This window comes from Lysinibacillus mangiferihumi (genome assembly GCF_003049665.1).
GTDB classification, from domain to species: Bacteria; Bacillota; Bacilli; order Bacillales_A; family Planococcaceae; genus Lysinibacillus; species Lysinibacillus mangiferihumi.
Map to the genome: position 1 here is coordinate 67540 of NZ_PYWM01000022.1, position 25004 is coordinate 92543.

At 35.5% G+C, this 25004-nt stretch carries 36 protein-coding genes; 32 read left to right on the forward strand and 4 right to left on the reverse strand.

Going from position 1 to position 25004, the window contains the following annotated elements; all coding sequences use genetic code 11:
• From C9J37_RS19045 to C9J37_RS19135, 21 genes are all read left to right on the forward strand, one after another.
• Complete coding sequence (locus C9J37_RS19045) at positions 1 to 1329, forward strand: phage tail sheath subtilisin-like domain-containing protein (protein WP_107896632.1); 1329 nt, start codon at positions 1 to 3, stop codon at positions 1327 to 1329.
• A 14-nt stretch (positions 1330 to 1343) separates the two neighbouring features.
• Positions 1344 to 1859, forward strand: coding sequence for a phage tail tube protein (locus C9J37_RS19050; protein ID WP_235617173.1), 516 nt, complete (start codon positions 1344 to 1346; stop codon positions 1857 to 1859).
• A 64-nt stretch (positions 1860 to 1923) separates the two neighbouring features.
• Positions 1924 to 2358, forward strand: coding sequence for a phage tail assembly chaperone (locus C9J37_RS19055; protein WP_107896633.1), 435 nt, complete (start codon positions 1924 to 1926; stop codon positions 2356 to 2358).
• 50 nt (positions 2359 to 2408) lie between these two features.
• A complete protein-coding gene (locus C9J37_RS28400) occupies positions 2409 to 2552 on the forward strand; it encodes a hypothetical protein (protein ID WP_170219846.1) in 144 nt (47 codons plus the stop codon).
• A gap of 72 nt (positions 2553 to 2624) precedes the next feature.
• Positions 2625 to 3617: a hypothetical protein gene (locus tag C9J37_RS28780; protein ID WP_201262193.1), complete on the forward strand. Its 993-nt coding sequence runs from the start codon at positions 2625 to 2627 to the stop codon at positions 3615 to 3617.
• A gap of 78 nt (positions 3618 to 3695) precedes the next feature.
• The gene (locus tag C9J37_RS19065) at positions 3696 to 5963 is read left to right on the forward strand and encodes a tape measure protein (RefSeq protein WP_107896634.1); all 2268 of its coding nucleotides are present in this window, start codon (positions 3696 to 3698) and stop codon (positions 5961 to 5963) included.
• Complete coding sequence (locus tag C9J37_RS19070; protein WP_107896635.1) at positions 5956 to 6660, forward strand: LysM peptidoglycan-binding domain-containing protein; 705 nt, start codon at positions 5956 to 5958, stop codon at positions 6658 to 6660. The genes C9J37_RS19065 and C9J37_RS19070 overlap by 8 nt, the downstream gene beginning before the upstream one ends.
• The gene (locus tag C9J37_RS19075) at positions 6629 to 7591 is read left to right on the forward strand and encodes an XkdQ/YqbQ family protein (protein ID WP_235617174.1); all 963 of its coding nucleotides are present in this window, start codon (positions 6629 to 6631) and stop codon (positions 7589 to 7591) included. The genes C9J37_RS19070 and C9J37_RS19075 overlap by 32 nt, the downstream gene beginning before the upstream one ends.
• Before the next feature lies 1 nt (position 7592).
• Complete coding sequence (locus C9J37_RS19080) at positions 7593 to 7952, forward strand: DUF2577 domain-containing protein (protein ID WP_107896664.1); 360 nt, start codon at positions 7593 to 7595, stop codon at positions 7950 to 7952.
• Positions 7952 to 8356 (forward strand): DUF2634 domain-containing protein, encoded by a 405-nt coding sequence (locus C9J37_RS19085; RefSeq protein WP_107896636.1) that lies wholly within the window; start codon positions 7952 to 7954, stop codon positions 8354 to 8356. Before C9J37_RS19080 ends, C9J37_RS19085 begins: the two co-directional genes overlap by 1 nt.
• Positions 8356 to 9411, forward strand: a complete 1056-nt coding sequence (locus tag C9J37_RS19090) for a baseplate J/gp47 family protein (RefSeq protein ID WP_107896637.1) — start codon at positions 8356 to 8358, stop codon at positions 9409 to 9411. Before C9J37_RS19085 ends, C9J37_RS19090 begins: the two co-directional genes overlap by 1 nt.
• Positions 9404 to 10060 (forward strand): putative phage tail protein, encoded by a 657-nt coding sequence (locus C9J37_RS19095; protein WP_107896638.1) that lies wholly within the window; start codon positions 9404 to 9406, stop codon positions 10058 to 10060. Before C9J37_RS19090 ends, C9J37_RS19095 begins: the two co-directional genes overlap by 8 nt.
• A 12-nt stretch (positions 10061 to 10072) precedes the next feature.
• A complete protein-coding gene (locus C9J37_RS19100) occupies positions 10073 to 10381 on the forward strand; it encodes a hypothetical protein (protein ID WP_107896639.1) in 309 nt (102 codons plus the stop codon).
• Positions 10378 to 11016 (forward strand): hypothetical protein, encoded by a 639-nt coding sequence (locus C9J37_RS19105; protein ID WP_107896640.1) that lies wholly within the window; start codon positions 10378 to 10380, stop codon positions 11014 to 11016. The genes C9J37_RS19100 and C9J37_RS19105 overlap by 4 nt, the downstream gene beginning before the upstream one ends.
• Before the next feature lie 2 nt (positions 11017 to 11018).
• Complete coding sequence (locus C9J37_RS19110) at positions 11019 to 13553, forward strand: sialidase family protein (RefSeq protein ID WP_107896641.1); 2535 nt, start codon at positions 11019 to 11021, stop codon at positions 13551 to 13553.
• Positions 13553 to 13804 (forward strand): hypothetical protein, encoded by a 252-nt coding sequence (locus C9J37_RS19115; RefSeq protein ID WP_107896642.1) that lies wholly within the window; start codon positions 13553 to 13555, stop codon positions 13802 to 13804. Before C9J37_RS19110 ends, C9J37_RS19115 begins: the two co-directional genes overlap by 1 nt.
• Entirely contained in the window at positions 13797 to 13949 is a 153-nt protein-coding gene (locus C9J37_RS28405; protein WP_167397367.1) for a hypothetical protein, read from the forward strand. Before C9J37_RS19115 ends, C9J37_RS28405 begins: the two co-directional genes overlap by 8 nt.
• A 60-nt stretch (positions 13950 to 14009) precedes the next feature.
• Complete coding sequence (locus C9J37_RS19120; RefSeq protein WP_107896643.1) at positions 14010 to 14300, forward strand: hypothetical protein; 291 nt, start codon at positions 14010 to 14012, stop codon at positions 14298 to 14300.
• On the forward strand, positions 14290 to 14553 hold the full coding sequence (locus C9J37_RS19125) for a phage holin (protein WP_107896644.1): 264 nt from the start codon (positions 14290 to 14292) through the stop codon (positions 14551 to 14553). Before C9J37_RS19120 ends, C9J37_RS19125 begins: the two co-directional genes overlap by 11 nt.
• Positions 14550 to 15233, forward strand: a complete 684-nt coding sequence (locus C9J37_RS19130) for a peptidoglycan recognition protein family protein (protein WP_201262194.1) — start codon at positions 14550 to 14552, stop codon at positions 15231 to 15233. The genes C9J37_RS19125 and C9J37_RS19130 overlap by 4 nt, the downstream gene beginning before the upstream one ends.
• A 313-nt stretch (positions 15234 to 15546) precedes the next feature.
• Complete coding sequence (locus C9J37_RS19135) at positions 15547 to 15918, forward strand: hypothetical protein (protein WP_107896645.1); 372 nt, start codon at positions 15547 to 15549, stop codon at positions 15916 to 15918.
• Between the two features lie 101 nt (positions 15919 to 16019).
• Here C9J37_RS19135 and C9J37_RS19140 read toward each other — a convergent pair whose 3' ends face one another.
• Complete coding sequence (locus tag C9J37_RS19140; protein ID WP_107896646.1) at positions 16020 to 16619, reverse strand: DUF3238 domain-containing protein; 600 nt, start codon at positions 16617 to 16619, stop codon at positions 16020 to 16022.
• A 162-nt stretch (positions 16620 to 16781) separates the two neighbouring features.
• On the opposite strand from C9J37_RS19140, the gene C9J37_RS19145 reads away from it, so the two are divergent.
• Both C9J37_RS19145 and C9J37_RS19150 read left to right on the forward strand, forming a co-directional pair.
• Positions 16782 to 17288 (forward strand): RNA polymerase sigma factor, encoded by a 507-nt coding sequence (locus C9J37_RS19145; protein ID WP_107896647.1) that lies wholly within the window; start codon positions 16782 to 16784, stop codon positions 17286 to 17288.
• A 12-nt stretch (positions 17289 to 17300) separates the two neighbouring features.
• Positions 17301 to 17498 carry a hypothetical protein gene (locus C9J37_RS19150; protein ID WP_107896648.1) on the forward strand — a complete coding sequence of 66 codons (198 nt, stop codon included), beginning with the start codon at positions 17301 to 17303 and terminating at the stop codon, positions 17496 to 17498.
• Positions 17499 to 18075: 577 nt separating this feature from the next.
• Here C9J37_RS19150 and C9J37_RS19155 read toward each other — a convergent pair.
• Genes C9J37_RS19155 through C9J37_RS19165 form a run of 3 tightly spaced genes read right to left on the reverse strand, consistent with a single transcriptional unit; the run spans position 18076 to position 20650 of the window.
• Entirely contained in the window at positions 18076 to 19170 is a 1095-nt protein-coding gene (locus tag C9J37_RS19155; protein ID WP_107896649.1) for a site-specific integrase, read from the reverse strand.
• Between the two features lie 60 nt (positions 19171 to 19230).
• Positions 19231 to 20295: an ImmA/IrrE family metallo-endopeptidase gene (locus C9J37_RS19160; protein WP_167397368.1), complete on the reverse strand. Its 1065-nt coding sequence runs from the start codon at positions 20293 to 20295 to the stop codon at positions 19231 to 19233.
• Positions 20282 to 20650 (reverse strand): helix-turn-helix domain-containing protein, encoded by a 369-nt coding sequence (locus tag C9J37_RS19165; RefSeq protein ID WP_107896651.1) that lies wholly within the window; start codon positions 20648 to 20650, stop codon positions 20282 to 20284. The genes C9J37_RS19160 and C9J37_RS19165 overlap by 14 nt, the downstream gene beginning before the upstream one ends.
• A gap of 118 nt (positions 20651 to 20768) precedes the next feature.
• On the opposite strand from C9J37_RS19165, the gene C9J37_RS19170 reads away from it, so the two are divergent.
• From C9J37_RS19170 to C9J37_RS19205, 9 genes are all read left to right on the forward strand, one after another.
• Entirely contained in the window at positions 20769 to 20990 is a 222-nt protein-coding gene (locus C9J37_RS19170; protein WP_107896652.1) for a helix-turn-helix transcriptional regulator, read from the forward strand.
• A gap of 86 nt (positions 20991 to 21076) precedes the next feature.
• Positions 21077 to 21850: a BRO family protein gene (locus C9J37_RS19175; RefSeq protein WP_107896653.1), complete on the forward strand. Its 774-nt coding sequence runs from the start codon at positions 21077 to 21079 to the stop codon at positions 21848 to 21850.
• Positions 21851 to 22171: a DUF771 domain-containing protein gene (locus tag C9J37_RS19180; protein ID WP_107896654.1), complete on the forward strand. Its 321-nt coding sequence runs from the start codon at positions 21851 to 21853 to the stop codon at positions 22169 to 22171.
• Between the two features lie 140 nt (positions 22172 to 22311).
• Positions 22312 to 22761 (forward strand): hypothetical protein, encoded by a 450-nt coding sequence (locus C9J37_RS19185; protein ID WP_107896655.1) that lies wholly within the window; start codon positions 22312 to 22314, stop codon positions 22759 to 22761.
• Positions 22733 to 22882 (forward strand): hypothetical protein, encoded by a 150-nt coding sequence (locus C9J37_RS28410; RefSeq protein ID WP_167397369.1) that lies wholly within the window; start codon positions 22733 to 22735, stop codon positions 22880 to 22882. Before C9J37_RS19185 ends, C9J37_RS28410 begins: the two co-directional genes overlap by 29 nt.
• A gap of 15 nt (positions 22883 to 22897) precedes the next feature.
• A complete protein-coding gene (locus C9J37_RS19190; protein ID WP_107896656.1) occupies positions 22898 to 23353 on the forward strand; it encodes a hypothetical protein in 456 nt (151 codons plus the stop codon).
• Positions 23350 to 23607: an AbrB/MazE/SpoVT family DNA-binding domain-containing protein gene (locus tag C9J37_RS19195; RefSeq protein WP_107896657.1), complete on the forward strand. Its 258-nt coding sequence runs from the start codon at positions 23350 to 23352 to the stop codon at positions 23605 to 23607. The genes C9J37_RS19190 and C9J37_RS19195 overlap by 4 nt, the downstream gene beginning before the upstream one ends.
• 8 nt (positions 23608 to 23615) lie before the next feature.
• The gene (locus tag C9J37_RS19200; RefSeq protein ID WP_107896658.1) at positions 23616 to 23807 is read left to right on the forward strand and encodes a hypothetical protein; all 192 of its coding nucleotides are present in this window, start codon (positions 23616 to 23618) and stop codon (positions 23805 to 23807) included.
• Complete coding sequence (locus C9J37_RS19205) at positions 23804 to 24916, forward strand: hypothetical protein (RefSeq protein ID WP_107896659.1); 1113 nt, start codon at positions 23804 to 23806, stop codon at positions 24914 to 24916. The genes C9J37_RS19200 and C9J37_RS19205 overlap by 4 nt, the downstream gene beginning before the upstream one ends.
• The last annotated feature ends 88 nt before the right edge of the window (positions 24917 to 25004 follow it).

Below are 25004 nucleotides of genomic sequence, written 5' to 3' on the forward strand. Positions count from 1 at the left end.
GTGGCATTAGGTGGAGGATTTTGGTTAACACAAAATAAAGTCTTACCTGGTACGTATCATAATTTTATTAGTAAACCACGAGCATTCATAAATTTATCTGACCGTGGTTATGCAGCATTGCCCATTGCTCTAGATTGGGGAATGGATGATGAAGTAATGACCGTATCGAAAGAGGATTTACAGAAAGACTCGTTGAAAATTTTCGGTTATGAATACACACATCCAAAGTTAAAAGGAATACGAGATTTATTTAAAGGTGCACTTACAGTATTCTTTAGCAAATTGAATCTAGGTGGCGCCAAGGGTACAAATGAATTTGCTACAGCTAAATATAAAGGGATACGAGGTAATGATATTACTATCGTTATTCAATCGAATGTAGATGAACCGACAAAATGGGACGTAAAAACGCTTATTGCAGGCACTTTAATTGATGAACAGAATGCGATTTCAACTGCTGCTGATTTAAAACCAAATGATTTTGTTGATTTCAAAAAAGATGCAACATTAGCTGCTACTGCAGGTACACCATTAGCAGGCGGTGATAATGGAGCAACAGCATTAACAGCAGGTACACCTCATCAATTGGCTTTAGATGAATTAGAAGCATATGGATTTAATACGCTGGGCTGTTTATCAGAAGAACCCACTATTAAATCGTTATATATGGAATACACAAAACGTATTCGTGATGAGGTAGGCGGTAAATTCCAATTAATCGGTCACAAGCTAGGGAAAGCTGATCATGAAGGTATCATTGATGTTCAAAATGATGCGATTGGAGATGATGAGGAAGTATTTGGCGCTGTTTATTGGGTTACAGGCGTACAGGCCGGCGTTGCTGTTAATCAATCCAATACAAACCGTACTTACGATGGTGAACATAAACTGGATATGTCTGAAACGAAAACACAACCTCAATTAACCATTCTATTGAACACAGGTAAATACGTGTTCCATCGTGTGGGTGATGACTTCAATGTGTTAGAAGATGTTAATACATTTACATCGTTCAGAGTTGATAAAAACGAAGATTTTTCATTCAACCAGACAATACGAGTTCTAGATCAATTAGCAATCGATACAGCGCATTTATTTAATACGCGTTATTTAGGGAAAGTTCCGAACGATGACGATGGCCGTATTTCTCTATGGAATGATATTGGTAAACATCGTGGGGAAATGCAACGTATTCGAGCTATCCAAAACTACGATAAAGATAAGCTATTCGTAGGTCAAGGCGAATCGAAACGAGCTGTAGTTATACAAGAAGAAGTAATCAATACATTAACGATGTCACAGCTTTATGTGACAACGACAGTAGCATAAAGGAGGTAATTGCATTGAATTTAAATCAAATCTTAATTCCGCTAGATTTGCAGTATTTTGCAGATGCTACCATGCATGCTCGTGATGCTATTCATGGTGCTCAAGGTGTAGCATGGGTGACAATTGATGGGAATCGTTATAAATTTGCTCAATTGATCAATATAGAGGCTAGGTCAGACAAAACGAAAACTCAAATTCCTATTATGGGACAAGTGGCAAAGGGGAATAAGGCTACTGGTATTGAAAATACAGGTAGTGCAACATTTTACTTCAACACATCTATCTTTAGAAAAATGCTGAAACATTATCAAGATACTGGAGAAGACACTTATTTTGATATCCAATTGACAAATGAAGATCGTTCCTCTCAAGCCGGGCGCCAAACAACCATTTTGATTGATTGCAATATAGATGGAGGCATTGTTGCAGCATTGGATGCTGATGCCGAATATTTAGAGGATTCTTTCGACTTCACTTTCGAACGATTCGAAATGCCGCAGGAATTTACAATGTTGCCAGAAATGCTTTAAGACTAGAGCTCACAATGTGGGCTCTTTTTAATTATTAAAAATAACAAAGAAAAGGTGATTATATATGTCAAATTTAACAGCTTTCTTCGCACATAACAAAAAAGGAAATGAAAATATTAAACGTGCTATTTCAAAGAAATTCATAGATGAACAAGGTAAACCCATTGAATGGGAGTTTGCACCTGTTTCACCAGAACGTGATACTGAATTAAAGTCTGAATCAACAAAACGTTCTATGATTACACAAGGGAAACGTAAAGGGCAATATAATACTGATTTTGACCATTTTAAATACCAACGTCTGTTAACAGTTGAATCTATTGTTTTTCCAAATTTAAAAGATAAAGAGCTGCAGGATTCATATGGCGTAATGGGTGCTGATGCATTACTAGGAAAAATGCTAACAATTGGTGAAATGGCAGATGCCTCGGCGGCAGCGCAAGAAGTCAACGGCTATGAAGCAGAACTTGAGGACTTGGTGGAAGAAGTAAAAAACTAATTGAGGACGGTGATGGTGACGCAAATATAATGCACTGGTGGGTGCAAAAGATGCGTCGCCTGCCGTCAGAGTATATATATCTGCCTATTACTGACAAAGCATGTATCATTGCTTCTGTCCAAGTCAAGATTGATGAAGATAAGAAGGCTGAACGTGAAGCTAAACGAGGAGCCAAAGGAAGAAGAAAAAGGTAGAGATATGAAATAGTATTAGAATTCCCTCTATTATCCATGTATAGTTATATTAGTACATAAGGAGGGCAAAGCATGGCGAAAAATAAGGTAATTGCTGGTGATTATTTAAATTGTTCAGTATTAAAAATTTCTGAATTAATTAGTATTAATTCAGGGTTTAAAAAAATTTTAGAATTAAATCAAAACACTGTAGAAAATTACGAGTTGATTACAGAGGAACACAGAAAGAGCGCTATATCAGGAGTTTCTCGTGGGTTGGTAGGCGGAGTATTGTTGGGGCCTGTTGGTTTACTTGCTGGACTGAGTGCAAAAAACAAAGGTACACACTTTGTCGCTATTGAATTTAAAGATGGTAAAAAAAGCCTATTAGAAATTGATGACAAGATATATAAAACGTTAATTCAAAAAATGTTTAAAACATCGAGTACTCCCACTACAGAGCAAGGAAGTTTTAGTCCGGTAGATATCAATATAGGTAAAAATAATATTGATAACAATCTTTATAATGCCCCACCTAAAAAGAAAGGGTGTTTTCCTGTTGGTTGTTGGACAGTTATTATACTTGCTATCATTATTACTATAATAGTAGGGACTAATCAAAGTTCGGATAAAGAAGATGCAAAAAGCTCTGTTCCAGTGATCATAGATGCTACAAAATTCAGTAATATTAATAGTGCACAATTGATTGAAATTTTAGGAGATCCCGAAAGCGTTGAAGATTTCAAGTGGTCAATGCCAAAAAACAATCAAAGTATTGTAGGTAAATTATATATATATGAAAAGAACAAATATGAATTTATATTATTTGATGATGTAGTAGTAAGATTAAACGTTTATTCTGGTCAGTATATGGGATATGATAATTCTACAATGAATTTTAATAAAGAAGATATATTGCCTATGTTTGGTATTGTACCTCGGTCAACGATGCAGAAGGTGGCTGATACTAATTATGCTTTAAGATATGAAAAAGTATCTGATAAAGTGGAAGGTGTATGGATTTTAGAAATTAAAAATAATACATTTGGAATAGCAAAGTTCACTTATGATTCAAAATATTTTTAATGCTTTTTAATAATTTATTCATTAAAGTCACTTATTTCTTATAGTGGCTTTTTATTATGTTCAAAAAGAGGTGATATAATGGCGACAATTAGAACTGCAATCCAAATCCAAGATCGTCTTAGTCAACCGATGAGAGCCATGCATAGTGCTGTTTCAACCATGGTTAATCAGATGGAAGCATTGAATGCTGCATCTGGTCACATGATGGATACATCTAGTATTGAAATCGCGCGCCGAGAGTTAGCAAGAGCTGCTGAACAATTTAATAGAATCGAAAGTGAAGTTAGAGATGCTGACAATGCTCAACAAAGATTTACTAATCATATAAGAGATGGTACAAATGCTGCTAAAGGATTATTAGGAAAAATCATGGGAATCTTAGCCGCATACTTAACTCTCCAATCAATTGGTGATGTTGTTAAATTATCTGATGAAATGACTAATATCGACGCACGGTTAAACTTAGCTGTAGAAAGTATGCCAAAGTTAGAACCTATTTCAACTAGTATAGAAGTTGATACAAAAGGATTAAGCGAAGTGCAACAATTACAGCAACAAATTTTTGATGCTGCTCAACGTTCCTATGCTCCCTATACTCAAACCGCAGATTTAGTTGGTAAACTAAGCATGAATGCGAAAGATGCCTTTGGTAACACTACAGAGGTCGTTGCTTTCGCCGAGTTACTTAATAAACAATTTGGGATTGCTGGGACGAACGCAGAGGGAGTGGCGTCTGCTACTTTGCAAATAACTCAAGCACTCGGTTCAGGGGTATTAAGGGGCGAAGAATTAAACTCTGTATTTGAGTCAGCTCCAACCATTATTCAAAACATTGCCGATCATTTAGGAGTGTCGATTGGTAAAATTAGAGAAATGGCAGCAGATGGTGAATTAACCGCAAGTGTTGTTAAAAATGCAATGTTCGCGGCAGCAGACGACATAAATAAGAAGTTTAATGATATGCCTGTCACTTGGTCTCAAGTTTGGACTAACTTTAAAAATGAAGCTTTATGGGCTTTTCAAGATGTACTAAAAAACATTAATGGTATTTTTAATAGTGATCGTTTTAAAGATTTTAGTGCTAGCGCGACGCAATCTCTATATTTAGTCGCCACCGTTGTAGAACAAGTTTTGAGCATAATGACAACAGTCGGATCGTTTGTTTATGATAATTGGTCATTTATTGCACCAGTAGTTGGAGGAGTTACAGCAGCGCTTATTATCAATGCAGCCGCGTGGGCTTGGACTAATAGAGAAATAGCGATTAATGCATTAATGACTCTAACTGCAGGAATACGTAATTTGTGGTATGTTGCAACAACCGTTTTATCAACTTGGGCAACATATGGTTTCGCTGCTGCTATGGCAGCTTTGAGTATCGCAATAGCAGCAAACCCTATCGGTTGGTTAATTGGTGCTATAGTTTTATTAATTGTCTTGTTTTACCTCGCAGTAGCAGTAATTAATCATTTTGCTGGTACATCTATAAGTGCAACAGGAATAGTAGCTGGAGCATTTATGGTTCTAGGAACACATATATACAACATCGTTGCTTTCTGGTGGAATATTTTCGCCTCATTTTGGGAGTTTTTCGCAAACATTTCTAAAGATAGAACATATGCAATTAAAAAATTATTCTACAATCTTGCTAGTAATTTTCTAGACATGGCAATTTCTATGTCTAGTGGTTGGGATAAATTTGCTACTGGTTTTGCAAATGCGATGATCGATGCTGTTAATAAAGCTATCCAGGCATGGAATTGGTTAATAGATTTACTACCTACAGATATTGCAGCTAAGATTGGATTAGGAAAAGGAACTGAATTCTCTCATAGAACATCAATAACAAGTGATTTCAAAGGTATTAAAGCAGGATTAAAAGATTGGGTAGGTGAAGCCCCTGCTGACTACTGGGAAGCCCCTAAAATGGAAATGAAGTCATTAGGTGGTGCGTGGGATACAGGGTATAACTGGGGAGCTAATGTATTTAATCCGGAAAAAGGTACTGGTGGTAGCGATGATCAAATAAAAAAAGCCATCGATGATGCATTAGCGCTAGGTGACAAACTTGACAAAGGTAACGATGCTGGGAAGAAAACGGCTGACAATACGAAGAAAGCTGCCGATGGAATAAAAATGTTAAACGAAGATCTAAAATATCTTCGTGACCTTGCTGAACGTGAAGCAATCAACCGTTATACTACTGCAGAAATCACAGTCGATATGAAAAATGAAAACTATATTAATAATGAAACGGACATCGACGGGATTGTTGATAAATTCGGTGAAAAAGTAGAGGAAACAGTTGCGATGTTAGCGGAAGGAGGACCGACAGATCATGTATAACTTTTTCATAGATGGTGTACAGTTCCCTGTCCCTCCTTCTGAATTGATTACGAAAATTAATGGCCGTAATGAAACAATCGTGCTCATGAATGATGGGGAAGTAAATATTATAAAGAAAACAGGTTTAACGGATATTGAGTTTGAGGTATTACTCCCAAACGTCAAATATCCGTTTTCTGTTTATCCGAATGGTTTTCAACCAGCTACTTATTATCTTGATAAGCTTGAAAAATTAATGGTATCTGACAAGCCGTTTCAATTCATCGTCAACCGTATGATGCCGAATGGCAACTTACTCTTTGATACGAACATGACTGTTTCAATAGAAGATTATGAAATTAAAGAATCTGCTGAAAATGGCTTTGATGTTATGGTAAGCATCCGTTTGAAGCAATACCGAGCATATGGCAATAAACGACTTGTTACTAAGCCAGCTACTGCACCCAATAACGCTACAAGTGCACCGACTACACAAAAGGCAGTGGTTGAACAAAAACGCCCTACAACGGGCAAGGAAACACCTAAAACACATACTGTTGTCAAAGGTGATACGTTGTGGGCCATTGCTAAGAAGTACTTAGGCGACGGCTCAAAGTTTCCCGAACTTGCAAAGCTCAATAACATTAAAAATCCAAATGAAATTAAAGTTGGGCAGGTGATAAAACTTGGCAAAAACACAGCTGTATATCATGAGTAAAGGACGTATTTTCGAATGTGCTGTAGAAGAAGGTGTCGAGTGGGAAACGCATCGTAAAGGCACGCCAGGTAAGCTAACGTTTAACATCATTAAAGATGAAGTGCTTGGCTTCCATGAAGGGGATGCAGTGCGTTTTGATTACGATGGCCACAAGATATTTTTCGGCTTTGTATTCACTAAAAAACGGAATAACAACCGTCTTATCAGCGTTACTTGCTATGACCAACTACGTTACTTTAAAAACAAGGACACATACGTATACGCCAATAAAACAGCTGCTCAAGTGCTTCAAATGATTGCAGAGGACTTTAGGCTAAAGACAGGCATTGTCGCGAATACGAAACATGTCATTGCTTCTAGAGTAGAGGATAACCAAGAGTTATTTTCCATCATGGATAATGCCCTATCTGAAACGACGCTTAATACAGGTGATTTATATGTACTGTATGACGATTATGGTGCGTTAAATCTTCGTAATATCAAGATGCTTAAATCAGATTTACTTATCGATGAAGAATCAGGCGAATCGTTTGAATACACAACTTCAATTGATGAGAACACCTACAATAAAATCAAGCTTGTAAGAGAAAACAAAAAAACAGGTAAACGTGAAATCTACATCGCACAAGACAGCTCCAAAATGAACGAGTGGGGCGTATTGCAGATGACAGATAAACTCGATGAAAAAGAAAATGGTAAAGCGAAAGCTGACGGCATGTTGGCTCTTTACAATCGTAAATCAAGGAAGCTACACATCAATAAAGTGTTTGGTGATCCAACGGTACGAGGTGGCACTACATTAGGCGTTCAAATGTACTTAGGGGACATAACGGTAGCTCATTTTATGTTGGTTGAAACGGTCAAACACACCTTCAAAGAATCAGACCATCGTATGGACTTAAAACTGATTGGCGGTGATTTCGTTGCGTAGTATGGAAGATATTTTAATTGAGTTTCAAAAGATAGTACAAGGAGTATTAAATGCTCAAAAGCTTTGTACGATTGTATACGGAACCGTTGTTAGTGTAGAGCCATTAGAAGTGTATGTTGACCAAAAACTAACACTTAAAAAGGAACAATTAAAGCTTACACGTGCGGTCATGGATTACGAGGTAGATATGACGGTTGAACACGAAACAGAAATCGGCAATGGTCCTGCTAGTCATACACACGAATATAAAGGCCGTAAAAAATTCAAAATTCATAACGGCTTAGTTGATGGCGACAAAGTCACTATGATACGAGCGCATGGCGGACAACAATACTTAATTATCGATAAAGAGGTGGTTTGATGATTCCTAAAAATGATAACGCTGATTTTACTGTTGATTTTGAGGAAGAGATTCATCCTACTCGAACTTATCGAATGGACCCTGTTAGGAAAAGAATTATTGGTTATACAGATGGACAAGAGGCCATGGAGCAAGCCGTATATAAAGCTATGGGCACAGAACGCTATGAGAATATTATTTATAGCTGGAATTTCGGAGCAGAAGTTGCACAATTGTTTGGTAAGCCTATTCCGTACGTATATAGTGAATTGCAGCGTATTACGAAAGAATGTTTGTTACATGATGATCGTATTACCGAATTAACAAATTTTGATTTTAAACATGTGAAGAACAAAGTATTCATGTATTTCATTGCTCACACGATTTTCGGTGAAGTACCGATAGAGAAGGAGGTGGATATTTGATGTTTGAGCATATTTCATATGAAGGGTTATTAGAAGCATCATTAAATAATGTTGCGAATGACGTAGATAAACGTGAGGGTGCCATTATATTCGATGCCCTATCACCACATACAAAACAATTATATGAATTGTATTTCTCAATGGATGGTATGATTCAGGAAATGTTCGGGGATACAGCATCTCGTGAATTCTTGATTAAATTGTGTAAGGATAGGGGCATTACGCCAGAAGTAGCGACTCCAGCAATACGAAAAGGTGAATTTAATATTGATGTCTCGATAGGTGATCGTTTTAGTTTGGGTACATTAAATTACGTCGTTACTGAAAAAATCAGCGATGGCGTTTTTAAATTGAAATGCGAAACTGTAGGAATAAAAGGTAATTTAGATTACGGCAATCTTATTCCGATTGATTACATCAACGGACTTGAAAAGGCAGTCCTCTCAGATGTGCTAATTCCAGGAGAAGATGAAGAACCTACTGAAAAGTTAAGGAAACGTTATTTGGAAAGCTTTGATGCACTTGCTTATGGTGGCAATAGAAAAGATTATAAAGATAAAGTGCATAAGCTACAGGGAATTGGTGGAGTAAAAATGTATCGAGTACGTGAAGGGATTTATAACGTAAAGTTAGTTATTATGGATGCTCAATATCAAACACCCTCTCTTGTACTAATAGATACTATTCAAACTGCAATCGATCCAGTTGTTAATCAAGGAGAAGGACTAGGTATTGCACCGATTGGTCACGTGGTGAAGGTAGAGGGTGTTGTCGAAACGCTCGTTAATTTAACATTTAATATTACGTATGATGTGGGCTATGATTGGGCGTTAAGCGAATTAGAGTTCCAAGCCATGATTGATAATTATTTCTTAGAATTAAAAAAGGAATGGGAAGATAGTTCACAACTTGTGGTTAGAATCGCCCAAATTGAATCAAGAGCTCTAGGAATAGATGGTGTAATAGATATTCGCGATACATTGATTAATGGTGTTGCTGATAATCTAATACTTCATGAAAATGCTATTCCAGTAAGAGGTGTATTAAGTGAATGATTATTTAACGAACGAAATTGATTTATATCCTTTACTACCTACTACTGTAAATGAGTATAAAGAGTTTCAAGAGATTACGCGTGTAGAAAGTGATAATTTTAACAAAGCAAGAAAGCAGCTAATCGATATTTTTAAATTCCGTTTTGTCCATGAGACAAATGAGAAGGGCGTGCTCTTGTGGGAAAAAATGTTGAAGATTAAACGACGTACAACCGATTCATTGGAAGAACGTAAAATTCGTATTCTAACCAAAATTAATAACAAATTACCTTACACTATGCGTTCTTTACGACAACTCTTAAATTCATTATGTGGAGAAGAAAACTATAAAGTTTTACTTGATCCTCAAACATATGAACTGCATTTCGAATTTTATAACAGAATTACAGATGTGCATCATTTAAAGAAAACATTAGAAGAAATGATACCTTTGAATGTATGGTTGCATTTCCTTTACGTAATAAATATTCCATCAATTAAAATAAGCGCACGTGAACATGTATATCCTGTGAATTACCCTATTACAAATGTAGCTGTTGCACAAAATAATGGTGTAGGAGTTAGTAGTGAATCCAATATTGAAATGCCAGTAAAAGGACATGGTTATCAAGTGATGTATCCGATAACTGGAATGTCCTTTTCTTATTAGAGAGGTGATGAAATGCAAGTACGTGAAAGATTATTAAATATATTGTATCAAGCGCTACTTTCCAGTGTGAAAAAGGGGCGTTTTTTAATTGATGGAACTGAAAGAGATGTAGATATTTACAGAACAGAGCGACTAGGCAGTATCTTGCGCGTGATGTTTTATCTAGATGATTACAGAGGCGCCGTAACACATGCGGCACTTTTAGATAACGACAACGTAATTTTAGTAGATGGACCTACAAATTTTTATAAAGAAAATGATGGATTTATGTATGTATTTGATATTCCAATCATTGTGGAAGGGATGGCGACTAATGAATGAAAATTGAAGATTACGAGTTGATAGGCTTTCTTGACCACATATTGAAAATTGATGAAAAGGGAAATTTCATTCCTAAAATTGACCCATCTACTGGAACTCAAAAGATTGACCGAATTACTGGATTACCAGTATGGGAGGCATTACAAGAAGGTACACGACATAGCGCAAAAGTGATGGGACATCTAGATAAAAATATTAAGGCAAACAGAGAATTATTGACAAGTCTATACGCTCTCATCCGACGTATGCAAATACAAATGGAACTAGATGGACGTGTACCAGGTAACAGCGGAACGTTTGCAGACACGCTTGACGGCAGCACAAACAAAATCAAATTAGACACAGCGATGACCGACATTATTGAGGCTGTCATAATAGGAACAACTACTTTAAAAGTGGCTAGTGTTGATGGTTTTACACCGTTTACACAGGTCACTATTTTTGATGATGTAGCAAGTGAGGACGTTGTAATTACAGCGGTAGGTACAGATACAATTACAGTTTCAGCACTTACCAATTCATACAAAAAAGGCGCAAAAGTGGCTCGAAGTAATGTTCAAATTGATACGGTTAACGCGGAGATGGGTGTCGGAGATTGGAAGACCTACAACGTTGAATTAGTGGAGGTGGTTTAAGGATGGTTAAATATTATTATGACAAGTTTACGGTGATTACTAACACATCGTATCTTGAACCTACATGGAAGTATCAATCCAGTGCCGTTAGACGCTTTGAAGGTCTTTATAAAAATTACACGTGGGATAGTATTTCTGGAACTTTTTCAGTGAACGCCGAAAGGTTCGAAAGTGGTCATATCATAACCAAAGGTACGATAGGGTATCAGCTATACGATGGTATTTTGAGTAGATACGAATTGACTGACACTGACGGGTATACAAACGACGAAAATTTAAAGAGCGAATTTTACAAAAAGTTCCCAAGCGAAAAAACTCAACAGATAGCTTACAGTAAAGGCTCACTAGTGCAAACAAACATCGCGGCAGAAGATGGCACATATCCGGCAAACGGACGCCATACAGACGGGTATTGGTACGTAAAAGGCGCGGTAGTACCGACAGCGAAAATGCCTAAAGGCACGGTCACAGACGTTGCACACAATTTATTGGGTAACGGCGGGCGTAAAACTGCGCTTATGTCTAACGGGTGGATAGTGGTTGTAGTTATGAGTAAGGACTACAAATACTTATACTTTTACGTCGATAAACGCAACGGATTGGGGTACGAAGCTTTCCTTTCTGTGCACGGAAAAGGTCAAAATTATCAAGATGTCAGTATAGTATCAGTGGGGACAACGCTTGAGATTCTTACGGGATGGAATAACACTCAAGTACGTCAAGCATCTGTAAACGTTACAAACGTTCCGAATATGTATACGGATATTGATAGTTTATTTACAACGATTATCCATAATAACTTAACAAGAATAGGCAACGTTGCCCTAACAGTAGACATATCCACAGCGTATCTTTATGCGGCATGGTCATGTACAAACGGAACGTATGCTGACACGTATAACGTTTACTACACGATGACTAGTAATCGTGGGTACACATGGAGTTCGCCTTTATCACTTGACGCGACTTCCGCAAGTGGCAAACATAGACAACATCCGACCATTATAGTTTATAAAGGTGTCCCGCTAGTCATATTTCGATTGTATGATGGGGCATCTTTTGTAATACGTGCGGCTACAATTAAAGATGGTAGCTGGACTTTCGTCAACATTATGAATGGCGGGTCAATAGCGCAGAATACACCATCTGCTGTTGTTGACAAAAATGGCGTTATTCATTTGGTATGGGTGCCCACCGCATTCGCTGTTTACTATTCGAAGTCAACCGATGGCGGGCTGACATGGACTATACAGACAAATTTAACAAATGTCACAAACACGTATACTTATTCACCATCTATAACTGTGGACAAAAACAACACTGTATACGTAGCGTGGTCGCAACGCACGGATACTGTATATAGAGATATAGTTGTGCGCGAATCTAACGACGGATTATGGTCAACACCTAAAAAGATACAACCAACAATTTCTACTAATCTTGACAATCCTAGCACCTTATATGATCCTAACTTTAGAGTCTTATTTGGTAAAGAAGCTGGAAGCATAGGCTATCCACCCGTTGCGTATGAGACATCCACGGTATCTGTTAACTTCTTTGGCGACATTACAACGAATAATAACCCGACAATTGCAATCATATCGCCGACAAATAACCAAACATTATACGAAAACGACACACTTAACATCTCAGGTAATGCCTACGATTCCGACAAAGACCAATCAGTTACAGCGTACTATCAGATAAACAGTGAACCTCGCAAGGTATTAGCAACAAACCTAAGTCAGACGCAAATCGCTCTATCAAAGCAGCTAACCTTCAAAGGTGGCAAGTTATATGATGGTGATACGGCACTCACAGGCACGCTAGCTGATGGTGTAGCACATACGTTGAAAGTATGGGCAGAGGACAGCGAGAAAGCTTCGTCTGCGATTATTGAGCGTACATTTTACGTGGTACCTAACCGAGCGCCTTTGTTATCTGTTGATGCTGTTGTGCCTTCTGGCGTCGTTGATGCGGACAAGTTTAAAATTAGTGGTACAGCTTCCGACCAAGATGCTAATTCAACGGTCAAGGTAACTCGTCGGATTAACGCAGGGAACGCTGTTGAAATATACAGTGGTACCGGTGGAGCGTGGGAGTTTGAACTAGCTCTATCGCAACTTGTAGTTGGTCAAAATACAATTGTTATTGAGGTCATCGATAACTATGGAGCAAAGGCTAGTAAGACAATCACACTAAATAAAAAAGAAGTGAAAACACCTATTTTGCAATCAGTGGCGAGGTATAAAATTACACCTCCAGCTGGATCAGCGAAGGGTGTTTTATTATTTATACAACGTGATGAGGAACTGGATGTAAAAGTTGAGCTATCCATGACTTTAAGTGGTGAGCAAGAACAGTATGAAACATTAACGCCTGTGAATACTGCACCAGTCCAACAGGGTGTAGTAGAGGATACTTTCGAACACGAGGGGTTAGAAGCAAAACAAAATATCATTCTCAAAATCACGCCATCACGAACAGATTTATCATTTAATCACAAAATACATCTAATTTCAGGGGCGGTGGACTAATGCCATTTCAATATAAAGTACGCAACTCGGACAGTACATTTGGTGATATGAAGAAATTCGGAGTAGAAGAAACACCAGAAGAAAAGGCGACGCGGTTAGAGCAAGAAAACCAACTACTGTTAAACAGCATGATGGAGATGTCATCCTATATGGCCAACCAAGAACAACGTATAGCAGGTCAAGAAAGCGCCATTATGGAACTTTCTACACTTATCGCTGCTGCATTACCAGGAGGTGAAAGTAATGTTTAATGAAAACAGCGGGCTTGTATGTATCTGGTGTAATTTTGTGAAAGTAAATCCAGAAAAAAAAGAGCGGGTGCCGAACCTTTCAAATCTGCGTCAAGTGGTGTACAGCAAATTAGAACAAGAAACGGATAGTAAAACGCAAGCATAAGCTTAGCGTTGTTTTTATACTCGAAAATTTGCCTTTCACAATAGTGGGAGGTTTTTTATTTTGGAAAAGAAGGTGAGAACATTGGTGGAAACAATCAATAATTGGTTGCCGATTGTATCTGCGCTGATTGGAGGTCTTTTATTCATTTGGCGCATTACAAATAATCTAAATAAAACGCTACTTAGTTTAACAAATGGTATAGACAGATTAAACCAACATTTAAACGAGGTTGACGAAACTTCAAAGGAATCAGCAAAACGTATCAATAATCATGAGATTCGTATTGTTGTATTAGAAAAAGTAGCAGGTATACAAAAACAAACTGAGGAGAGTGTTAAATATGAAAATTAATTGGAAAGTACGCTTACAACATAAGCATTTTTGGGTGTCATTAATTGCATTGCTTATTGTGCTCGCGAATCAAATTGCGGGCATTTTCAATGTCGATATTACGATTTACAATGACCAAGTAACGGCTATTTCAGAGACAGTTTTAAGTATTTTAGCGTTGCTAGGTATAATTATTGATCCAACCACTAAAGGGACTTCAGACAGCGTACAGGTGCTTAATTATGATGCTCCTAGAAAGGTTGATGCTAAGTGAGTTACGCATTGAGACCAAATATATTGTCATCTAGCAAATACCCAATTAAATCACCATATAGCATGACTCCTAAATTCATTACAGTACACAACACAGCGAACGATGCGTCTGCAGCAAATGAAGTTAAATACATGATAAGCAATAACAATCAAGTATCTTATCATGTCGCTGTAGATGACAAAGAAGTAATTCAAGCTATTCCATTCAACCGCAACGCTTGGCATTGTGGCGATGGCATCGGTAAAGGGAATATGAAATCAATTGGTATTGAAATTTGTTACAGTAAAAGTGGTGGTGCCCGTTATGCTGCTGCAGAAGAAAATGCAGTACAGTATATCGCAAAATTACTTAAAGAGTATGGTTGGGGCATTGACCGTGTGAAAAAACACCAAGATTGGAACGGAAAATACTGTCCGCATCGAATACTAAGTGAAAACCGCTGGAATAGCTTCTTAAAACGAATTGAAGAAGCAATGAAGCCGAAAAATACAATTCAACAAAAGGAGGAACCAAAAGTGCCAAACACACTAACATCAACAGCTAAAGAGGATTTGAAAGGATTGTTAAAAGTGACTTATCAAAAAGGAATCTTGAAGGTGGACCATAGCGAAAGAGTTGGTTCAATGACTGATGGTGAAGCTTTGGGATTGTTGATTTCAGTAGTGAAACGAACATTATAATATTAAAAAAGTCTGTGCTTCGAGTTTTAATGAGATGCACAGCCTTTTAATTTGTTTTAACAAATAAATTAAGGGTATTTATAAAATAATAATCCAGGTAGTAGTAAGTTTAAAGAAATGAAAGGAACTATTTAGAAAGTAAATGTATAAACTATAATACTTTGATTTCCACAGATTTAAAAAACAGCAATAAACTTCCTATTAATTGTAGTTTTATGTTTTAATATAGAGGGACATAGGTGGTGTATTAATTTTTTTGTACATACTGTTGAATCATGTCTAAGCAAAAAAATAATAAAGGTTGTGAAGTGTTATGTTGAAAAACAAAATTATTTCAGCTGTAATTACATTATTTCTAGGAGTATTTATTATCCCATTATTTATTGGAGATACATATAGCATTGCACATGGTATTTATGGTACTGCATTTACTGCACCAGCAATGCTTGTAGCTATTGTGGTGTCAGTTGTGATTGAAAAATACAGTAAAAATAAAAATGTTATATTCATGTATATTAAGCATTTACTTTGTGCATTAATTTTTGCACTATTATTTAGTTTAATTAATTTTAGTATTAATACTTTTAAAGATACTATGTATCTAGCTACTTTAATGGGTAGTATTTATATAACAATATTTGTGATCTTTGATTATTTGTTAAAAAGTTTAAAAAAGAGTAGATAAAATAATTTACCTGGATAATTATGTATATGTAGTCGTTGAATCTAACAAAATAGGAAGCTACCACCACGCAAAAAAAGACCGTTAAAACGGTCTTTTTATTTTTAGTTATTTTTCACACTATCATATGAGCGTCCAACGTCCACCCATTCACTTTTTAAGAATGGGTAAAGGCCACCAATTTCTTTAGCACTCTCTGGAACAGCTGAATAAATTACTTCTGGTCCTTTTTTCATGGAATAAATTTTACGCATAAATTCATACGCAGGGAATCCATCACGTTGACCTGTTATTCGTACACTACCTGTACGAGTTACTTTAATTACGAAAGTATAGTCAATTGCAGGTGCTACTCCAACTAATGGATTTTTCATAGCGCATTTACAGTTAATATATAGAACATCGTCAATGATATTTGTATTGTATTGTAAGCCGGATTTAGATGCTGTCTCTCTTTTTGTTACTTTCCATTTACCTTTCACCAGATCTTCTTGGATTGTTTGACCTACCTTAGCTGTCCCTTTAACACCATAATTAGGTTTAGACGTGTCAATAGAGAAACTTTGTGATGTTCTGTATTTAGTTGAACTCCAATCAGCTTCATTTCGTGTATCACCGTGGAAACGTGAAGTTTTTGGGTGGATAGGGTGTACTACATACTTAAATGGTAAAAATGTACGTAAGCGTAGTTCTAATTTTGCCATAATATAGCCTCCTGATTTTTTATTGAGTAGTGTAATTACCTTACGTATAGGAAAGGCTCATTCCTATAACTAAAAACAACCAAAAAAAAATAAAATAGGTTGTATTTAATTAAAGAAAAGTACCTTTATAATAAGAACGTACGTTCTTTTAGGAGGGGTATTTTGGGCAAAACATATTTAAATTTAGTACTAAACAATTTTTTGTCTATTGAAGAAAATAAAATATTGTTTGAAGAATATAAAGTTAAAAGAGATAAAAAGATTATGGATTTATTAGAAAAAGAGTTTAAGAAATATTATTCAAAAATAGTGCTAGTATCTTACTTTTCAAAAACTTTGTATTACGCAGCTCAGAAATATGATCAAAAAATTAGAAGATATCAAAGCTTTACAGAAGAATTGGTTGACCAAAATGAAGATAGTTTTTATGTAGAAAATACTAATATCACTGATTCGGAGAATATTGCAAACTATTTTGCAGATGAAAATTTTTATAAAGCTATAAATAAATTGACTGACAGACAAAAACAAATTGTATATTTGCTTTATATCAAAGAAATGACTGAAATTGAAGCTGCAAGTATTATGGGAATTTCCCAACAAGCTGTTAACAAAGGAAAGATTAAAGCAATCAAAGAAATCCAAAGTGGTTTGAATGCTATTAAGTAAGGAGTACATATAATGGAATATAAATTAGATGCGTTTGAAGTAATTGAATTAATGCAACCAAAAATAAAAAAACTATTGTATCAAACTGCTGCTAGTAATAGGGAAGATTTAGAACAAGAATTAAATCTGTTAATAATAGAATCAGTGGGTAAGATTAAATTGAACGATATGCCTAGTTTTTCTGATTTGGTTAGTCATATTGAAATATGAATGATTTTAAATTAAATTAACTCGAATTGAATTTTATAATGGGCTAAAAGATAACTTGGTTATTTTAGATCCAATTCAAACATCAACTCAAAACAAGATTTAACGGATTATTAAAGACGACTTTAAGGTATTTTAAAGTTGGACTAATATTAAGTCATTCATTTGAAAAATAATGAGTGACTTATTTTATTTACCATGATTTAATGCCATTGATTAAAACGGTGCCCACAAGGTGCCCAAAAGAATATGAAAACATATAAATTAATAGATGTATCATAGTAAATCATTTTTAAATGTGGCTCAAACAGCTTTATTATTAACTTTTTTATAAGTGTATAAAAGTATGGAAAACCGCAACCACAGCCTTCTAAGCCGTCGGTCGGGGGTTCGAATCCCTCCTGGGACGTCTATTGCAAAACGTAGGTTGATTTTTAACCAAAAAGAAAAACGCTTAAAACCTTATGAATACTGGGTTTTAGGCGTTTTTTTATTTATCTAAAGGATATCGAGAATCGCATTGAATAACATATAAAATTTAAATTAGGTAAACAAAATGTAAACATGGTGAACAAAAAAATTAAGATGAATAAATGTTGATCGCAATTTCTTCATCTCGTTCTTCCATTTCTTTTAGTACGTGTGAATAGTGGTCAAGTGTTGTTTGAATATCTGAATGTCCTAATCGTTTAGAAACAGAATGAATGTTAGCTCCTTTATAAATTAATACACTCGCATGTGTATGTCTTAAACCGTGAATAGAAATATGATCAATTTCTAAAGCATCTAATGTTTTTCGTAATAGTTTATTGGCACCTTCATTTGTGACTGTTTTAATAACTGATTGACGATAAAAAACTAAATTATTTTCATTTTCGGGTAGAGCTAATATTAGCTTTTTAAATTCAGTCATAACTTTCTTATCAACAGAAATTTTTCGTTCAGACTGTTCATTTTTCAACGGCCCGAAACCAGTTCCTCTTTTATAATCCCATGCTCGATACACTCTAATTTCATTCTTTTTAAAATCAAAACAATCTATTGTTAATCCTGTTAGTTCACCGAATCGAAGACCAGATACTAGTCCTAATAAAATTAAATGGTAGGTACTTGTGGAAGGTGATAATCGGCTAAACAATTCATTGTAGAGTTTTACGCTGTCTTGATAATTCAAGTGCTTGTCTTCGCTTTTTTTTGCACTATGAGTAGCGTTCAACTCCACCTTACGAGTGAAGTCTAAAGTGATATATCCATCGTCTATTGCATCTCTCACACATGCTCTGATATGAGTGTTAAGCTTCCGTACAGTCTCTTTTGATTTACCTTTACCATATTCATTTAAAAATAACTGATAGTCGGCACGAGTAATTTTTTGAATCGATTTATCTTTGAAATATTCTTTAACACGGTCAGATGAATTGGAATAGCGCTCATAAGTGTTTACATGCTTACTGGACTTGTACAATTCTATCCATTCATTAAAGTACTCAGCAAACGATTTTTCTTTTACAATTACTTGATTACCCTTTTTTAATAAAAGTTCTTTTTCAGCTGCTGCTATTTGTGCTTCTTTTTTTGTAGCAAATCCTCCTTTTGATATCGGCTTCCTTTTGCCGTCCACATAATGATTGATCATATACTGCCATGTGCTACCACGTTTTGTGATGCTTGCCATATAAAATTCTCCTTTTGTTTATATAAGAAAAGAGCAAGCGAAGTAGCCTGCTCTATGTATTTAGAATGGTAAATCTTCTAATTCGTCTCTTTCTATCGGGGTGTAATGCCATGCTCTTAAATGACCAGCATTCATAAACCTAGAAGGATTACCACATTTATGACAATAACGGGCATTTCCTGATAATTTTGTTCCACAAGATTCTACTAGAATTTCTTGATTTCCAAATGGGTCATCGTCATATAAATCTGCACATTCATTAACTAAATATGCAGAACAAATGTTACAGTAATCCCCATCATAATCCAATTCTTCGTTTTGACAACAAGGACAAACTTTTGCACGACCTTTAAAATCAACTTCTACAATTGCGGGATACTTCATTTCAAACTCATCTCCAAATTTATATATAGTTTTTGTCAATGATTCATTTCCGCAACAAGAGCAATAAGATGGTTTTTCTATGGTGTAATGAACTCTGCAATTCTTGCAAAAATATCTATTGTTAACCTGATGTAAAAAATCTTTAAAACCTAATTTTTCAGCATAATCTTTTGAATAGCCTATACCATATTCACGGACGCCTCTATATAAAAAGCGGAAAATATTTTGAGCTGCTTCACTACTTACTTTACATATTTGCTCAATTATAGAAGGGTCTTTTTCCTCCAAATGAAATATAACATGAGGAGGGGCAAGTATATTTCTCGCAAAACAATTTGCTTCTTTTTCAAAAGGATTATCTTTATCGTTTTTAGTTTCTGAACGTCTTAAGACAGGCACATCCATCCGTTCTAAGTGATTTAACGCATAATGACCTAATTCATGGGCTAAAGTCCAGCGTTTTCTACCTTCATTTTCAATAGTATCGTTATACATTATTCGATATTTATTATTGATTGGATTAAAGGTTATTAAACCATCTTCTGTTTCTAAACCCTCACAAACTTCTTCTATAGTTAGCCCCTCTTTTTTTGCATAAACACTAAATTTCACTATTTCTAAATCTTTAAAAATTTTCTTGAATTGTTGTATTTTTATTGGTAATTCTTTAGAGTTGGAAAGTTTTAAAAACTCAAGCGCTTTTCTTTCGGCTAAGTTATAGTTTGGACTATAGGTCTTCATCCTCATCCTCATCATCAAAATCCTCCATAAAAGAAAGTTGTAAAATCTGCATAGCACGATCTCTTTTAGCCTCGTCAGCTTTATTCATGAATCGATGAAGTTTCTTTATCTGTAGACTATTTGCGGTGATTATAGGGTCGTTAGATAAACCTAATAAATAATCAGTACTAACTCTAAATATGTTTGCTAAATCAACAATTACACTACCAGGTAATGTTGTTCTACCAGCTTCATAATTTACAATATTAGTTCTACTTTTACCTAATAGATTTGCTAATTCTTCTTGTGATAATCCCCGAGATAGCCTACATTCTTTAATCCTTTTTGCAACTACTTCAGTGTCGTAGTTAACCATTTTAAATATCCTCCCCAAAAAACTTTTATAAAAAATGACGTTTATAGGGTTGACGTTTGCGAAACTGTCATGATACTATGAATTTGCAAAGTGATATAAACATAAGGAGGTGAAACTTATGTCTAGTAATTCTAGAAGAGAAAGATTTCGTTTTTATCGAAAGCTTTATAATGTTTCGCAAAGACAACTATCTATGGATCTTAATGTGAGTGAGAGTCATATAAGAAATATAGAGAGTGGTCGTGGCAACCCAGATGCAAAATTACTGTTTAGATTAGCTAAATATTTCAAAACTTCACCAGAAGAGTTGTTTCCTGATTTAGCAAATATAGAAGTTTAATTTTTTTTGCACCGTATGTCATTATTATAAACTGTCATTTAAAATAACGCAATGGAAAATAACGAAATAAAAGGAGGTTTTTTCTAATGCAATTTCAAATCATTAAAAGTGAAATGTTTAACAGTGTATCTTGTGATTTTTATCAAAACGAAAATGGCGATGTTTTTATGACAATTGACCAACTTGCTCGTGCCTTAGAATATGCTGATAAAAATGGTATTGAGCAAATAATTTCTCGGAACGGATATTTAAAAGATGTTGAATTTTCAACTACCCACAAGTTGTCAGTGGTTGAAGGGAAACGTCAAGTTAGACGTGATCGCAGGATTTTTTCAGAAGATGGTATTTATGAAGTCACAATGCTCTCCCAACAACCTAAAGCTAGAGAATTTAGGGCTTTTGTTCGTAACACTCTCAAAGCCTTACGTAAGGGTGAAACGATATTAATGCAACCAAAAACGGTAGATGCTGAACTAGAAATCAAACGTATGCGAGCTGAGGCAATGTTAAATAACAGTCGTACTAAGCAAGCTAAATTGATTTTGGACATGCAAAAGAATAAAACGTTATCTCCAATCGCTATTGAGCTACTTCAGATAAATGCATTGGAGGTTTTAGGAGACAAAGCAATAGAGCATCGTCCAGAAGTTGAAAAATCATATACAGCTACAGAACTAGGCAGAATGTTTGGTGTTTCTGCTCAAAAAATAGGGAAACTAGCTAACGCTCATAACCTTAAAACAGACGAATACGGTTACTTCGCTTTAGATAAAGCAAAATACAGTAATAAACAAGTCGAGTCGTTCCGTTACTTCGAAAGTGGTAAAGAGAAGATTCAAAAATTATTGGGAGTAAGTTAAATGCAACAACTTCAAGTTAATTTAACCGTCCCTGTCCCTGAAAATTATGTGCTAATACACCGGATTGAATACGAAGAATTACAAACCAAATCATTACATGGTGTCTATTGGACAATGAGCGATCTAGAAGATCGTATTGGTAAAAAACAAGTGTGGATAAAAGACAATATCCTATACCCACAAAAATTCAAAAAGCAATTAGATGTTTTGCAAGGTGGATTTGTTTATTATCCAAAAGCCAAAGGTGAAAAGTGGAGCTTCTTAGCATCTAAAATGTCACAGTTTTTAGAAGATAATTTCTACACAATTTTTAAAGGGTAGGTGAAATCAATTGAAAATCAAAGTATCTGAATGGTTAGCATTACCGATTGAAGAACGATTGGCTTTGATAAGCAATGCATTTAATAAAGCACTATCAGCACGTCAAAAATAAAACTATCAATCTATTGGAGGTTACTAGAATGAAAGCAATATTAAATGTTAAAGGTACGAAGTTATCTGTACTATCTATTCACTTTCGCGAAAATGGTCAAATCGAAAGCGTTTATGTGAATGACAAAGATGATAAAGCCGTTAGATGCGTTAATGAAAAAGATAGTATTTATAACGCTGGCTACCATATAGCGCTTAAAAGTTTAGAAGACTCATTGGAATTTGTTAATTTGAATGAAAAGTTGATTAAACATTTGGATGAAATGATTGAACAGGAAGGTAAAGAGTTAACAGAAATCGCTATTGAAGCAATGGAGGGGGAACCTGACTTACCGTTTGACAACCATCTATCAATCAAGCAAAGAGAGTACAAGCTTAAACAGCAACGTGTTTTAGGATGGTTTGACGCAGTAGAAGAAGTCAAAGCATTCATGGAAGGATATTACGAAAATGTCGATGATGAAACAATTACAGCGTAATGCAGTCATTGAACAGTTGAAAAAGAATGGCATCCACAGTATTGAAGGACAACTGTTAAGTGAAGTGTTGTATACGACATTGCTTAAAACATTGGCGCTTAAACGTGCAGCACAGGATTGAAGGAAGGTGTAGTGAATGGCTGAACGAAATTTCAAAGGATTGATAGTTCGTCATAGAAAATCAGCGGTGTTTTTCGAAAGAGAAACAGACTTGAGTGTTAATGGTTGTGTTTCATATTTTTCGAAAGATAAAACACTTTATATTGAACGAGGCGAACTGAGTAACAAATATACTTTTTCAGTAGATGAATTTAGAGAGTTTGTAGCATACATGGAACAAATTGCGAATGAAGCATGGAATAACTTCAAACCAAAAGAAGCAGATAGTTTGGGCGCTGATTATGCAGATTATTACGATAGAGAATTTGATAGTGAAGGATCTTTATGGTTGGGCAAGTATTACATCAGCTTGGATGGTCCATCTCAACCAAAAACAGACAATCCGATTGTTCGATTGTATAAATTCAACAAACGTAAATTCGAATCATTTATTTATGACTTACAAAAAACACTAGGAGGTAATACGAGATGAAATCAACAGGTATGATTCGCAAAGTAGATAATTTAGGGCGTTTGGTTATTCCAGCAGAACTAAGAAATGTTTTAGGGATTGATAAGTTAGATTCATTAGAAATTTTTACTGATGGCGATAAAATTGTTATTCAAAAATATCAACCAAATGCTGAAATGGAAGAAGTAACAGCAGAATTAGAAAAGTTAGTAGCTGAAGCAAAAAGTCAAAATGCAATCGATGTACTACAACGCGCTATTAAGTTAATTAAGTAGGTGATTCCATGCGTATAGGCTACTCACACGCTGATGTATATGACCGTGAATCAGAATACTGGCAAGACATTGAGGATGCAGAGAATGCCCAAATAGAGGCACAAAAAAACTTGTCAAAGGCGGCAACCGATGACAAGCAGATACAAAAAATAAATCAAAATCAAATCACTGGTATTTTACCACAGGAGGATGCGAAATGACAAAGTTTAATGTTGGGGATAAGGTTGTTCCGATTAGTAAAACAGTAGGGGGCTATGGCCGTCTTGAAGAATCTTGTGCTTGGAATAGAGTGAAATCAAATAAGAAACCGTTTCTATATGTAACAGGTTTCGAAGAAAACGATAAATTTTACATTTGTGGTGTTGAAGAAGGGAGAGGAATAGATTTCTTCAATGAATCTGATTTAATTCCATATAAAAAAGAAACAAAAAATGAGCGTATCACAACATTAGAAAACGAAGTAGCTGAATTAAAGCTAATCGTCCATGAATTACGTGAACGCCCACAGTTAACGACTGTTATAAATAATGCAACACAGGGGCCATCCACAACTAATACTGTGGAGGACATCATCGAATTTGAAGGTAATCAATATTGCAAGGTTGATCGTAAAGCTTGTGAGGGTGATGTGGTTATCATTACAAATGAAGCTGAAGAAACATGTGAAATACAAAAAAATAAACCTTATAAAGTAGATGAACACAATCAAATTGCAGGTTCGACGCATCCTTATCGTTACAAAGTTTATAGAGACCAATATAACCGCACGCCTGAAACAGTAGATGTATACGAACTAATCGAAGGTGGACTGAATCCTCAAATTCCAATAGTGGATGAAATGATTGAACCACTAACACCAAATCAACAACGTGCTGCAATTATTGAGAAGGCGAAGCAGTTTGTAGAGGAAAAACTTAAATTGCTAATTAGTTATGACTTTGTAGTGATTAATAATGGGACGAAATTATATTCTCGTCAACGTTTTCAAGAGTTTAAACTAACTACCACGAAATGCTCACCAAATGACGTATTCAATGAACACATTGGAAAAGCCATTGCACTAGGACGAGCGCTTGGTCTTGATGTGAGTGAATTTGAACAGGCTGCGCAACCTACGGAATTTACTAAAGGACAAATTGTAGTGGGTGGTAGCACATACCGTGAGCCAAGAGAAGTTACTAAAGTGACACATGATGATCATGTGTACCGCAAGCCTATTGGTGGTAATGACTTTGACGATAGTTGGTGTAATGCGAAGTACTTAACAATAATCAACGACACTAACGCTATTTATGGAGGTGTTGAATAATGTTTCTAATCGTTGAATTTAAATACTCAACAGAGCAAGAAGAAAATAAAGTTTCGAAGTTTAATAATCCAAGCCAAATCATCGAATT